At 69.4% G+C, this 13,433-nt stretch carries 12 protein-coding genes and 1 pseudogene; 9 read left to right on the top strand and 4 right to left on the bottom strand.

The window, feature by feature from the left end; genetic code table 11:
- Window positions 1-104 precede the first annotated feature (104 nt).
- Together CU254_RS45025 and CU254_RS44670 are read left to right on the top strand one after the other, a co-directional pair.
- Window positions 105-753, top strand: a pseudogene (locus tag CU254_RS45025) (SDR family NAD(P)-dependent oxidoreductase); the annotation flags it as partial.
- 66 nt (window positions 754-819) lie between these two features.
- Entirely contained in the window at window positions 820-1,587 is a 768-nt protein-coding gene (locus tag CU254_RS44670) for an SDR family NAD(P)-dependent oxidoreductase (RefSeq protein WP_353611802.1), read from the top strand.
- A 34-nt stretch (window positions 1,588-1,621) separates the two neighbouring features.
- On the opposite strand, the gene CU254_RS23460 is transcribed toward CU254_RS44670, so the two are convergent.
- The 4 genes from CU254_RS23460 to CU254_RS23445 form a co-directional block, all read right to left on the bottom strand.
- The gene (locus CU254_RS23460; RefSeq protein ID WP_009079980.1) at window positions 1,622-2,452 is read right to left on the bottom strand and encodes an IclR family transcriptional regulator; all 831 of its coding nucleotides are present in this window, start codon (window positions 2,450-2,452) and stop codon (window positions 1,622-1,624) included.
- A gap of 156 nt (window positions 2,453-2,608) precedes the next feature.
- Complete coding sequence (locus CU254_RS23455; protein ID WP_009079978.1) at window positions 2,609-2,872, bottom strand: hypothetical protein; 264 nt, start codon at window positions 2,870-2,872, stop codon at window positions 2,609-2,611.
- Window positions 2,869-4,014 (bottom strand): Rieske 2Fe-2S domain-containing protein, encoded by a 1,146-nt coding sequence (locus CU254_RS23450; RefSeq protein WP_037714584.1) that lies wholly within the window; start codon window positions 4,012-4,014, stop codon window positions 2,869-2,871. Before CU254_RS23450 ends, CU254_RS23455 begins: the two co-directional genes overlap by 4 nt.
- An 89-nt stretch (window positions 4,015-4,103) precedes the next feature.
- Window positions 4,104-4,490, bottom strand: a complete 387-nt coding sequence (locus CU254_RS23445) for a nuclear transport factor 2 family protein (RefSeq protein ID WP_009079974.1) — start codon at window positions 4,488-4,490, stop codon at window positions 4,104-4,106.
- A gap of 224 nt (window positions 4,491-4,714) precedes the next feature.
- Between CU254_RS23445 and CU254_RS23440 the strand changes: the two genes are divergently transcribed.
- The 7 genes from CU254_RS23440 to CU254_RS23410 all read left to right on the top strand — a co-directional run bounded on the left by CU254_RS23440 (window position 4,715) and on the right by CU254_RS23410 (window position 13,354).
- A complete protein-coding gene (locus CU254_RS23440) occupies window positions 4,715-5,749 on the top strand; it encodes a ferredoxin--NADP reductase (protein WP_009079972.1) in 1,035 nt (344 codons plus the stop codon).
- Window positions 5,750-5,830: 81 nt separating this feature from the next.
- Window positions 5,831-7,015: an acyl-CoA dehydrogenase family protein gene (locus CU254_RS23435; RefSeq protein ID WP_009079968.1), complete on the top strand. Its 1,185-nt coding sequence runs from the start codon at window positions 5,831-5,833 to the stop codon at window positions 7,013-7,015.
- A 14-nt stretch (window positions 7,016-7,029) separates the two neighbouring features.
- On the top strand, window positions 7,030-7,953 hold the full coding sequence (locus CU254_RS23430) for a VOC family protein (protein WP_037717793.1): 924 nt from the start codon (window positions 7,030-7,032) through the stop codon (window positions 7,951-7,953).
- A 29-nt stretch (window positions 7,954-7,982) separates the two neighbouring features.
- The gene (locus tag CU254_RS45020) at window positions 7,983-10,487 is read left to right on the top strand and encodes an alpha/beta hydrolase fold domain-containing protein (protein WP_286156971.1); all 2,505 of its coding nucleotides are present in this window, start codon (window positions 7,983-7,985) and stop codon (window positions 10,485-10,487) included.
- Between the two features lie 13 nt (window positions 10,488-10,500).
- A complete protein-coding gene (locus CU254_RS23420; RefSeq protein WP_009079962.1) occupies window positions 10,501-11,973 on the top strand; it encodes an FAD-dependent oxidoreductase in 1,473 nt (490 codons plus the stop codon).
- Entirely contained in the window at window positions 11,970-12,455 is a 486-nt protein-coding gene (locus CU254_RS23415) for a flavin reductase family protein (protein ID WP_009079960.1), read from the top strand. The genes CU254_RS23420 and CU254_RS23415 overlap by 4 nt, the downstream gene beginning before the upstream one ends.
- Before the next feature lie 59 nt (window positions 12,456-12,514).
- Window positions 12,515-13,354, top strand: coding sequence for an alpha/beta fold hydrolase (locus tag CU254_RS23410; protein WP_009079958.1), 840 nt, complete (start codon window positions 12,515-12,517; stop codon window positions 13,352-13,354).
- Window positions 13,355-13,433 lie beyond the last annotated feature (79 nt).

The raw sequence follows: 13,433 nt of genomic DNA, 5'->3' as shown, positions 1-13,433 counted from the left end.
ACAAAGCAAATGCTTGGTTCGAGCTTACGTTTCCGGGCGGCGCCGGTCAATCCCGTGCCACGGGCCGGGTTTCGGAACAACCAAGCAGTTGCTAGGTTCGATGGATGACGCACCAGGAACACGCGATCGTCACCGGAGGAAGCAGCGGAATCGGGCTCGCCGCGGTCCGCGGGCTGCTCGACCGAGGACTGGCGGTGACAGTGTTCGACCAGCAGCCGCCACCGCCCCTGGAAGGCGAGTTTTCCGGCCTGCTCCAGGACTTCCGGGTGGACGTGACCAACGAGGACGAGGTGCGCGACGCCTTCGCCGAGGCCGCGCGCCACGCGGGGCCGGTGCGCCGGCTGGTCGCCAGTCACGGCATCCGCGGCCAGTTCGTTCCCGCACCTCGATCTCGACGCTTACCGTCGCGTGCTCGACGTGCACGTCGTAGGCACGCTGGTGGTGGCCCGGGAATTGGTGCGCGCGCTCCCCGATCCTCCCGCCTCGATCGTGGCACTGGCCTCGACCACCGCGTATCGCGGCTGGGCCAATCAGGCCGACTACGGCGTGGCCAAGGCGGCGATCCGCCAGCTGGTCGAGAACCTGGCGATCGAGTGGGCTGACCGGGGTGTGCGGGTCAACGCCGTCGCGCCGGGGCACACGTTGACTCCCATGGTCCAGCAGATGATCGACCAGGGGTACGACACCGGCGACACGTGCGCCCGCACGCCGCTCGGGCGGCTCGCCGAACCGGAAGAACAGGCCGGGGCCATTGAGTTTTTGCTGCTGGACGCGCCGTTCGTCACCGGGGTATGCCTCCCGGTCGACGGCGGCGGGGAAGTGAAAACACGCGAAGGAAGTGGAACGTTGACCGATCAGCTCGTGGATCTGCGGGACAAAATCGTGTTCGTCACCGGTGCCGCGCAAGGGCAAGGCGCCGAACACGCCCGGACTGCCGCGCGGTTAGGCGCCCGCGTCGTCCTGGCCGACCTGGACGAAAACGCCGTCGCCGCAGTCGCGGAAGGGATCGACGGCGAGACGCTCGCCGTCGGATTGGACGTGCGCCGCAAGGAAAACTGGGCCGCCGCGATGGAGCGCACCCGCGCCGGGTTCGGCCGGGTCGACGTGCTCGTCAACAACGCCGGGTTCTACCGCAAGGCCCCGTTGGAAAGCTTCGAGGAAGACCATCTCGCGCAAACCTTGGGCGTGAACCTGATCGGTCCCGTGCTCGGGATGCAAGCCGTGCTGCCGCTGATGCGCGACCGAGGCGGTTCCATCATCAACGTCGCCTCGACCGCGGCGTTGACGGGTTTCGCGGGCGGCCTCGGGTACAGCGCGTCGAAATGGGGGTTGCGCGGGGCGAGCAAATCCGCGGCCAAGGAACTGGCCGAGTTCGGCATCCGGGTCAACTGCGTCTGCCCGGGAGCGATCGACACGCAGATGATCTCCGAAACGACTCGCGCGGGCGGCGGTGCGGTGGCGGGGCAGCCGATCCGCCGTCCCGGCACCACCGGCGAGGTGGCGGCGCTGGTGGCGTTTCTGGCCAGCGACGCCAGCAGTTACTGCACAGGCCAGGATTTCGTGATCGACGGCGGCCAGACCGCCTGACGCGCCGGCTGGCCGGCCCCGCGGCGAGGGCCGGTCAGCCGGAAGCGGGCCCTCCGTTGGCCAGCTGCAATTCGGCCCCCGGCGAGGGCAGGTCCGGGACCGCCCGCGGCCGCAGCGTGGGCACGCCGTTCGCGACCCGCCACACCGTGGCCGCGGCATTGCGCACCTCGGTGATCGTCGAGACCAGATCGAGCGCCCGCGTCGGCCCGCACACCGACAGCGCGAAGTGCCCGTCGTCGTCCATGGTGGTGATCGGAGCGGCCACCACGGTCACGCCGTGATGGTTGCCCTGCGCGTCCACCGCCACCCCGCCGCGGTCGCGGACCCGGGCGAGGTCGCGCATCAGCTGGCTGCGCGACTGGATGGAGTACTGGGTCGGCGCGTGTCCGAAGCGCAGCTCCGGCCACTGGCCGGGGGAGAGGGTGGCGAGCAGCGCGCGGCCCGGCGCGGTGAGCGGGACCGGCTGGCGGGCTCCGGCGCTCCACTGCCCGGAGGCCGACGGCCACGACCCGATCCGTTCGAGGTGCATGATCTCGGCGCCGACCAGCATGCTCAGGTACACCGTGAGCCCGCTGCGGCGGTGCAGGTCGGCCATCACCGCGACGGCGGCGCGGGGAACCGTGCGCCGCCGGGTGAACTGCGAGCCGAGTTCGAACATGCGCACCCCCAGCGTGTAGGTGAACTCCTTGCGCTCCACCCAGCCGAGTTCGACCAGCCGCTGCAGGATCCGGTGCGCCGACGACCTCGGCACGTGGGAGCGGCGGGCGAGTTCGGCCAGCGTCAGCGGCCGTTCGCCCACGAAGGACTCCAGCAGCGACGCGACGCGGTCGATCATCGCCGCGGGGGCTTCCTCGATGTGCGCCATTGCAACACCACCTCCAGACTGCGTATGTCAGATTGAGACTACCTGTCAGAATCTGACACCTTGGAGTGTAGGCACATCGGCGCCCGGCTGTAAACCGGCCGGCGGACAGAGAGGTGCGCCGGGCCCGGGCAAACCGGGCACGGCGCACCTGAGCGGTCAGACCGGCTGGACGATCCGGAGCCGTCCGGCGGCGACTTCGGCGTCCAGGGACTCCTTGAGCCGCGAACATCCGGCCAGCGCGGGCCCCGGCATCGGCGAAGCGCCGAGTTCCGCGCAGGTTTCGACGGCGGCGGCATTCCACTGCAGGCTCGTCTGGTGCACCGTGCTCTTGCGCACCAGGAGCCGCGCCGCGCAGTGCTGGCACCGCAGCGGCTGCATCGGCACGTCGTCGAGCCGGTTGTCGGTCCTGGGTTCGCTCACGGCGCGGTCTCCGTCGGCTTGGCCTGGCGGGCGACGTTGGCGGCCACCTCGTCGTGCCACGCCTGCGTCGGCCGGGTGAGGTCCAGTTCGTACTCGAACCGGTCCACCATCTCCGGGCGGATGTCGGCGACGTCGACGTAGAACTGCTCGTACCAGCGGCGCAGCTGGTACACCGGGCCGTCCTCCTCGCACAGCAGCGGATTGTCGATCCGGGCCTTGTTCTTCCAGATCTCGACGTCCTGCTCGAAGCCGACCTTGATGTAGTCGCCGAGCGCGATCGCCGACTCCGTCGCCGCGTCCTCCGGCAGCGTGGCCGATTTCTTCACGATGATCCCGTACTGCAGCACGAACGAATCCGGGCTGATCGGGTAGTGGCAGTTGAGCAGGACCGTGTGGTGATCGCCGAATTCGTAGTGGTAGGTCAGGTCGTCGATCATGAACGACGGGCCGTAATACGACGCGACGGACGTCGTGCCGAGCATTTTCGGCTGTCCCTCGGGGGCCGGGTAGTCGTCGCGGGCGTCGCCGTTCATGTACTGGGTCGCGACGTGGCCCTCGAAGACGTTCTTGAAGTACGTCGGCAGCGAGCCGTGCACGTAGAAGAAATGCGCCATGTCGACGACGTTGTCGATGATCTCGCGGCAGTTGGTGTTCACGACGGTCGTGTACCAGTGCCAGTCGGTCCACTCGTCGCTTTCCGCGCCCTCGATGCGGGGGATGGCGACGTCGTCGGCCGGTTTGCTGCCCTCCGGGTCGTGCCAGACGAACAGCAGGCCGTCCTGCTGCAGGGTCGTCCACGCCCGGGTCCGCGCGAGCATCGGGACGCGCTTGCTGTACGGGATCTGCTTGCACCGGCCGTCGCCGCCCCAGCGCCAGTCGTGGAACGGGCAGGCGATCTCGTCGCCCTTGACCTCGCCTTGGGACAGGTCGCCGCCGAGGTGCCGGCAATAGGAATCGAGGATATTGATCTTTCCGTTCGCCCCGCGGAACACCACGAGTTTCGTTCCGAAGGCGTGCACGGTATGCGGTTTTCCGTCGGCGAAATCGCGGACGAGGCCCAGGCAATGCCAGCCGCGGGCGAAGCGGGCGGGGGCCGAATCCGCTTCGATCACGCGGATTTCGTCCGGTTGCAGAGAAGTCATCGCGCTCTCCTGGAAAGGGTAGGTGGGGAGCTGTCGGTCCGGTGCGTTCCGGTTCTAACAAGCGCCGGGCTCATGAACCCGGGCACAGTTCACTGACTGGAACGCCGGTGGTGGGCGACGTCGGCCGGGCTCCAGATCGCGCGCATGCTCGTGATCCGGCCGCGTTCGTCGAACGTCATGACGTCGATCGGTTCGATCGAGCTGACGAACTCCTCGGTCGTGGTGATCACGCGCAGGTGGAAGGCGGCGGTGTCGCCGGCCGCGCGGACGGTGAGCAGCTCGGCGGTGAGGGCGAGGCCGTCGAGTTCGCTGTAGAAGGCGGCGATGGCCTCCCGGCCTTTGCGCACCGCGCTGCCCGCGGGGTCCTCGACGGTGGCGTCCTCGGCGTAAAGCGCGGCGATCCGCGCCGCGTCGCCTGCTTCGAGCCTGCGGACGTACTCCGCGACGGTGTCGGTGATCTTGTCGATGGTCGGCATGCGGGGATGCAAGCACAGCCGGGGCCGGCCGGGGGACCGAGCAACCGCTTGGTGGGATACCGAGCGCGGAAACGGTCTTCCACCTGGGCGGAAGCGCCTGCCGCGCAAGATCTTTCGCGACTCGTCTCCCAGTCAGCGAAACGACCGCGGTCCGGCGGGCGGACGCGGCCGTACCGTTCGCAGGCCCCGTCCGGCGGGGCGAGGGACGACGACCAGGAGGGTGGATGTCCACCGAAACGAGTACCGGCGCCGCGGCGGGTCCGCGCGGGAAACGGGTCCGGGTGACCGCCGTCGTGGAGGAGACCGCCGACGCGCGCTCGTTCGTCGTGGAGCCGGTGGGCGAACCCGCGTTCGGCTACCGCGCCGGGCAGTTCCTGACCGTGCGGGTCCCGGACGCCGGAACGGGTTCCGCCCGCTGCTACTCGCTGTCGAGTTCTCCGCACTGCGACGAGGCGATGAAGTTCACCGTCAAACGGGTACCGGGCGGGCACGGGTCCAACTGGCTGTGCGACACCGTGACCGCGGGCGCGGAACTGGACGTGCTCCCGCCCGCCGGGACCTTCACGCCCGCTTCGCTGGACCGATCCGTGGTACTGCTCGCGGGCGGCAGCGGCATCACGCCGGTGCTCGCCATCGCGAAGTCGATCCTGTTCGGCGGCAGCGGGGAAGTGGTGCTGCTCTACGCGAACCGGGACGAGGCGTCGGTGATCTTCGCGGCGGAACTGGCCGCCCTCGAGAGCAAGTTTCCGGATCGCTTCACGGTGCTCCACCTCCTGGAATCGTTGCAGGGATATCCCAGCCGGAACCTGCTGACGGTGTTGCTGCGTCCGTTCGCCGACCGCGAGGTCTACCTCTGCGGGCCGGAGCCGTTGATGGAATTGGCGGCGGAGGTCTGCGCGAGCGTCGGAACGGCCGGGGTGCACTCGGAGCGATTCCTTTCCCTGCAGCAAGATCCGTTCGCGGCCGCGGAATCCGGGACCGGCGAGGTCGCCTGCACGGTGCGGGTCTCGCTCGACGGCGAGGACCGCGTCGTCCCGTGGGAAACCGGGCAGAAACTCCTCGACGCGCTTCTCGCCGCGGGCGTCGACGCGCCGTACTCGTGCCGCGAAGGCGCCTGCAGCGCGTGCGTGTGCGCGTTGACGGAAGGCAAAGTCGCCCTGGCGCACAACGAGATTCTCACCGAGGACGATCTCGCCGAGGGCTACGTCCTGGCGTGCCAGGCCGAACCGGTCAGCGACGAGATCGCGATCGAGTACTGAAACCGCTGTTCCACTCATCAGGAGACCGGGGCCGGTCCGGCTTTCCGGTTGGCAAGCTCGACTCGCACAGAAGGAGCCTTCATGCCGAATGCAGCAATCGACAACATCGAGGCGATCGCCGACGAACTCCGGGCCGGCGCCGAGGAAGGCGAGTCGCTCGGCCGGCTGCCGGACGACATGGCGAAGCGGCTCAAGCAAGCGGGCATCATCCGTCTGCTGCAGCGCAAGAAGTACCGCGGTTGCGAAGCGCACCCGCGCGAATTCGCCGAGACGGTAATGAAGACGGCGAGCATCTACGGTTCGGCGGGCTGGGTGGGCGGCATCGTCGGCGTCCACCCGTGGCAGCTCGCCTTCGCGGATCCGAAGGTGCAGGAAGAGATCCTGGGCGAGGACACCGACACCTGGCAGGCGTCGCCGTACATGCCCGCCGGCGTCGCGGTCCCGGCCGACGGCGGGTTCGTGCTGAACGGCCGCTGGCAGTTCTCCTCGGGCACCGACCACTGCGACTGGATCTTCCTCGGCGCGATGCTCGGCGGCAAGGACGGCAAGCCGCTGATGCCGCCGCACAGCATGCACGTGATCCTGCCGCGGTCGGATTACGAGATCGTCGACGGTTCCTGGGACGTCGTCGGCCTGCGCGGCACCGGCAGCAAGGACATCGTGGTCAAGGACGCGTTCGTCCCGGCGTACCGGGTGATGGACGCGGACAAGGTCATCGACGGCTCGGCGGCGCGGGAGTACGGCGTCACCGAGACGCTGTACAAGATGCCGTGGTCGACGATCTTCCCGCTCGGGATCACCTCGGCCACCATCGGCATCTGCGAGGGCGTGCTGGCCGCCGGGATCGAGTACCAGCGCAACCGGGTCGGCGCGACGGGCACGCTCGTCAAGGACGACCCGTACGTGCTGCACGCGCTGAGCGATTCGGCTTCGGAGATCGACGCCGCCCGCCAGCAGCTGCTGTCCAATGTAGACCGGATCTGGGACAGGGTCGACCGCGGCGAGGAGATCGACTTCGCCACCCGCGCCCAGGTCCGCCGGGACCAGGCGCGCGCGGCTTGGCGGGCGGTGCGCGCCGCGGACGAGATCTTCGACCGGGCCGGAGGGAACGCGTTGCGGATGGACAACCCGCTGCAGCGTTTCTGGCGCGACGCGCACGCCGGTCTGCACCACGCGATCCACGTCACGAGCACCACCTACCACGCCGCCGCACTGGCGTCGTTGCACGTCGAGGTCCCGCAGGGCCCGCTTCGCGTGATGATCTGAGAAAGGACCCCATGATGAGCGAAATCAAGGGACTCGGCTACGTCCGGGTCATCGCCACCGACCTCGAGCGCTGGCGCGAACTCGGCTTCGACGTGCTCGGTTTCGCGCCGGGCTTCGGCGACGAGAAGGACGCGTTGCACTTCCGGATGGACGAGCGGCCATCGCGGATCACCGTCGAGCACGGCGACGCCGACCGCGTGACGGCGGTAGGCTGGGAGGTGCGGGACGCCCCGGCGTTGCGCCGGCTCCAGGTGACGCTTGAAAAGGCTGGCGTCGAGTGCACGCCGATGTCGCAGGAACTCGCCGACCGGCGCAAGGTCGAGGCCGGGTTCTCGGCCAAGGATCCGGGCGGCACGCCGCTCGAGTTCTTCCACGGTCCGGTGCTCGAACACAGCCCGGTGCTCACGAAGTACGCGCACAAGTTCGTCACCGGCGCGCAGGGCCTCGGGCACGTGGTCATGCCGACGACCAGCTTCGACGAATCCTTCGAGTTCTACACCGAGACGCTCGGCTTCCTGTCGCGCGGCGCGTTCCGGATGCCCGGCCCGCCGGAAGCCGGGCCGCTGCGGATCCGGTTCCTCGGGATCAACCAGCGCCACCACAGCCTGGCGATCATGCCGAGCCTGGAGGGGCGCGACCCGGGCCTGATCCACGTCATGGTGGAGGTCGATTCGCTCGACGCGGTCGGCCGCGCCTACGACCAGGTCCTGGCACGCGATTTCCCGGTGTCCTCGACGCTGGGGCGGCACACCAACGACAAGATGATCTCGTTCTACGTCCGCGTGCCCGGCGGCTGGGACATCGAGTACGGCTACGGCGGCCAGCTCGTCGACGAAAGCTATTACACCGCCGAGGAAATCACCGCGGACAGCTACTGGGGCCACGAATGGCTCTGGATGAAGGAAATGAAGGAAGCCGCCGCGCGCGGAGAAGCCTGACCGAGCCCGCCGCACCTAGGGGAACGAACGTGGACAACTGTTTCGACGCAGTCGTCGTCGGGGCCGGGATCGCCGGTCTCTACGCGGTGCACAAACTCCGCGCGCGCGGCATGCGGGTGCGGGGCTTCGAAAGCGCGGCCGGAGTGGGCGGCACCTGGTACCACAACCGGTATCCCGGCGCGCGATGCGACGTCGAAAGCGTCGACTACTCCTACTCGTTCGACGAAGAACTGCAGCAGGACTGGACGTGGAGCGAGCGGTTCGCGACCCAGGAAGAGATCCTGCGGTATCTCGACCACGTCGCGGACCGCTACGACCTGCGTCCGGCCTTCGAGTTCTCGACCCGGGTGACGGCGGCCGAGTACGACGAGAGGTCCGGGCGGTGGACGATCCGCACCGACACCGCCCGGACCGTCAGTGCGCGGTTTCTCGTGCTGGCCACCGGTGTGCTGTCCGCGACCAATATGCCGGACATCCCGGGCCGGGACAGTTTCGCGGGCGAGCTGTACCACACCGGGGCCTGGCCGCACCACGCCGTGGAATTCGAGGGCAAACGCGTCGGCGTGATCGGGACCGGGTCGTCCGGGATCCAGACGGTCCCGGTCGTCGCCGAAACCGCCGCGCGGGTGACGGTTTTCCAGCGCAGTCCCAATTATTCGATTCCCGCGCGGAACCACCCGCTGACGCCGGAGTACATCGCGGAAATCAAGGCCGGCTATCCCGAACGGCGGCGGCTTTCGCGGATCAGCGGCGGCGGCACGCCCAACAGCCCGCATCCGCGCGGCGCGCTGGAGGTCGACGCCGCCGAGCGGACCCGGATCTACGACCAGTGGTGGGAACGCGGGGGATACCTGTTCGCCAAGGCGTTCCCGGATCAAACGACCAATCTCGCCGCCAACGACACCGCCCGCGAGTACGTCGAAGCCAAGATCCGCGAGCTGGTGCGCGATCCGGACGTCGCCGAACAGCTCATCCCGGACGACCATCCGATCGGCACGAAACGCATCGTCACCGACAGCGGCTATTTCGAGACGTACAACCGGGAAAACGTCCGGCTGGTCAACCTCCGGCGCACGCCGATCACCGAGATCACGCCGGAGGGAGTCCGCACGTCGGACGCTCTCCACGAACTCGACCTGCTGATCTTCGCCACCGGTTTCGACGCGATGACCGGTTCGCTGTCCCGGATCGACATCCGCGGCCGCGGCGGGCGCACGCTGCGCGACGCGTGGTCGGCGGGCCCGCGCACCTACCTCGGCCTGGCGGTCGCTGGATTCCCCAACATGTTCGTCGCCAACGGGCCCGGCAGCCCGAGCGTGCTGGCGAACATGGTGCTGACCGCGGAACAGCACGTGGACTGGATCGCGTCCTGTGTGGACTATCTCGACGAGAACCGCGTGTCGACCATCGAGGCGACCGAGGAAGCCGTCGCGCACTGGGTGGCCGAGTGCAACGCGAACGCGGCGGCGACGTTGTTCCCAGCCGCCAATTCGTGGTACCTCGGCGCGAACATCCCCGGCAAACCGCGCGTGTTCATGCCGTACGTGGGCGGGCTCGGCAAATACCGTGCGATCTGCGACGACGTCGTGGCCGCCGGGTATCGCGGGTTCGTCCTGGACAATCCTGCCGGGGCCGAGGTGAAGGCGATGCTGGCCGCTCTGGCCAGCTTCCCGGATGTGACCCGGCACGATCCCGCCGAACTGCGCGCGATTATCCGGTCCCGCCGGGCGCCGCTGACCCGTCAGCCGGACCTGCGGACCGCGGAAGACCGGGTGCTCGCCGGTCCGGGCGGAGACCTGACGGTGCGGATCTACGTCCCGCACGACGACGCGCCGCTTCCCGTGGTCGTCTTCGCGCACGGCGGCGGGTTCGTGTTCTGCGACCTCGACAGCCACGACGAGTTCTGCCGCTCCATGGCCGCCGCGGTCGGAGCCGTCGTGCTCGCGGTCGACTACCGGCTGGCCCCGGAACATCCCGGACCCGCGGCGATGGAGGACCTGTACGCGGCGGTGGTCTGGGCTGCGCAGCACGCCGCCGAGTACGGGGGAGACCCGGGCCGCATCGTCGTGGCCGGCGACAGCGCCGGGGGCAACCTGGCCGCCACGGTGAGCCTCGCGGCGCGCAACCGCGGCGGTCCGCGGATTGCCGGGCAAGTCCTGCTGTACCCGGTGATCGACGACGATTTCTCCACCGAGTCCTACCGGCGCTACGGCGAGGGTTACTACAACACCGAGACCGCGATGCGGTGGTATTGGGCGCAATACGCGCCGAACGGAACAGACAGCCCCTACCTTGTGCCCACGCGGGCGGAGTCGCTGGCGGACCTTCCGCCCGCAGTGGTCGCGACCGCGGAATTGGACCCGCTGTGCAGCTCCGGCGACGACTACGCGCAGCGCCTGCGGGACGCCGGGGTCGCGGTCGCCGCGCACCGGTTCGAGGGCCTGTTCCACGGTTTCCTGACGATCCCGGCGCTGTCCCTGACCGAACCCGCGCGCGAGAAGCTCTGGCAGATGATGCGGGACCTCCTGGCCTAGGAAGGGCTGATCCATGACGACCGACAAACTGCGTCCGGTCCCGGCCGCCGGGATCGCCGAATGGCACGAGAGCGCGGACGTGGTGATCGCCGGGTACGGCATCGCGGGCGTGTCCGCGGCGATCGAAGCGGCGAGGTCCGGCGCGCAGGTGCTGATCCTGGAACGCACGGGCGGCTGGGGCGGCGCGGCGGCGCTGGCCGGCGGTTTCGTGTACCTCGGCGGCGGCACTCCGCTCCAGCGCGCGCTCGGATTCGAGGACAGCGTGGAGGACATGGAGAAGTTCCTGCTCGCGGCCGTCGGCCCGGGCGCGGACGAAGCCAAGATCGCCGACTACTGCCGCGGCAGCCTGGAACACTACGACTGGCTGGTCGACAACGGCGTGCCCTTCCGCGCGGCACTCTGGGACGAGCCCGGCTGGGAACCGCCGCACGACGAGGGCCTGGCCTACTCCGGCGGCGAGAACGCGGCCCCGTTCAACGCGATCGCCCGCCCCGCGCCGCGCGGCCACGTGCCGCAGATGCGCGCTAAACGCACCGGCGAGCGAGGCGGCGGGTACATGCTGATGAAGCCGCTCGCGGAGACCGCCGAAGCGCTGGGAGTACGCGTTTCCTACGACGTTCGCCTGAGCCGTCTCATCGTGGACGGTTCGCGAGTCGTCGGAGTGCTCGCCCGGCGCTACGGCCGGGAGATCGCCGTCCGGGCGGACCTCGGTGTCGTCCTGGCCACCGGGGGATTCGCCTACTCCGAGCAGATGGTCGCCGACCACGCGCCGCTGTTGACCGGCCGTCCGGGAGCCGCCATCGAGGAACACGACGGCGTCGGAATCCTGGCCGCCGCCGCGCTCGGCGCGGCGACCGCGCACCTGAACGCCACCGAAGTCGCGTTCTTCGGCGACCCGCAGACGATCGCGCGCGGCATTCTCGTCAACGGGCAGGGGCAGCGCTATATCACCGAAGACACCTACCCCGGCCGGATCGGCCAGGCGACACTGTTCCACCAGGACAACCAGGCGTACCTGGTGATCGACGAACGGGCGCACGAGGAAGCGCTCGCCACCGAGACCGCGACGCCGGCCTTCCGCGTGCCGCCGACCTGGGCCGCGGAGACCGTCGCCGAACTGGAAGCGGACATGGGCCTGCCAGAGCTGGCGCTGCAAACCACGGTCGATCTCTACAACACCTACGCGGCGCAAGGCCGGGACCCGCTGTTCGGCAAGAAACCGGAATGGCTGCGCCCGCTCACCGGCGCCGTCGCCGCGTTCGACCTGCGCGGCGCCACCGCCGGGTTCCCCCTCGGCGGCCTGCGGACCGACCTGGACGCGCGAGTGCTGCACGTGTCCGGCGCGCCGATCCCCGGCTTGTTCGCCGCCGGACGCTGCACCGCGGGAATCTGCACCGGCGGTTACGTCAGCGGCGCTTCGCTGGGAGACGGCAGCTTCTACGGACGCCGGGCCGGACGCGCCGCGGCGAAGGGAGCCTTGGCATGACTGGAGTATCGGACCCCGCCCGGCTGCGCACGGTCCTCGGCCATTTCGCGACCGGCGTCGTGGCGATCACCGGAATCGACCCGGAAACCGGCTCCCCGGTGGGGCTGGCGGCGAACTCGTTCACGTCGGTGTCGCTGGACCCGCCGCTGGTCGCGTTCTGCGTGGCGGCGACCAGCACGTCCTGGCCGCGCGTGCGGTCGGCGGGGTGCTACGCGATCAGCATCCTGTCCGAGTCGCAGGAAACGGTCTGCCGCCAGCTGGCCGCGCGGGGCGCCGACAAGTTCGCCGGGATCGAGTGGACGCCGTCGCCGTCGGGTGCGCCGGTGGTGGCTGATTCGCTGGCGTGGATCGAGGCTGAGCTGGATGCCGAGCATGCGGCGGGTGATCACACGATCGCGGTTTCCCGGGTGCGGCATCTGTATTCGTCGGATCTGGAGCCGTTGGTGTTCTTCCGGGGCCGTTACGGGCGGATCAGCGCTTGAGCGTCCGCTGATCGGGACGGCGGCCCGAACGCTCCCGGTTCCGCTGGCAAGGTCGACCCATGACCCCCGAACTGCTCGAACTCCCCACCGAACACGGCGTCCTCCGCTACCGCGAAAGCGGCGACGGCCCGCCCTTGGTGCTGCTGCACGGTTCCGGACCCGGCGTGACCGGATGGCGCAATTTCGGCGCCAACCTGCCCGCCTTCGCCCGGCACTACCGGACGATCGTGCTCGAGTTCCCCGGCTTCGGGGTCAGCGACGATTTCGGCGCCGTCCACCCGATGCAGTCCGCCGGGACCGCCGTGCGCGCGCTGCTCGACGGTCTTTCGCTGGACCGCGTGCGCGTCGTCGGCAACTCGATGGGCGGCTTCGTCGCGACGGATTTCGCGCTCTCGGCCCCGGAACGCGTCGAGCGGCTGGTCACGATCGGCGGCATCGGCACCCCGATTTTCAGTGCCCAGCCAGGGGAAGGCATCGTCCGGCTCAGCGAGTTCGTCGAAAACCCGACCCGTGCCGCGCTCGTCGCCTGGCTGCGTTCGATGGTCTACGACCAGGCGCTGGTCACCGAGGAAATGATCGAGGAACGCTGGAGCCAGGCAACGGATCCGGCCACCCTCGAGAACTCGCGCCGGATGTACGGCGCGGCGGCGCTGGCCGGAATGGCGGCCGCCGCGCGCGGTGCGGAAACCCCGGCCTGGGCGCAGCTTCGCCGGCTGGACCTCCCGACCCTGGTCACCTGGGGCCGCGACGACCGCGTCAGCCCGGTCGACATGGCGCTGCTCCCGATGCGCGCTCTTCCGCGGGGCGAGGTGCACATTTTCCCGAACTGCGGGCACTGGGTCATGATCGAACAGAAGGACGCCTGGGAAGCCGCCGTGCTCGCGTTCCTCGGCCGGTGACGTCCCGCTGACTGGACTCGGCCGGGAATTCCGGGAAACCGGCGAAATACGGTGTCCCGGCCTCCTGCCGAGAACGAAG

This window comes from Amycolatopsis sp. AA4 (genome assembly GCF_002796545.1).
In the GTDB taxonomy this organism is placed as follows: domain Bacteria; phylum Actinomycetota; class Actinomycetes; order Mycobacteriales; family Pseudonocardiaceae; genus Amycolatopsis.
This window is presented reverse-complemented; position numbering and strand designations above follow the sequence as displayed.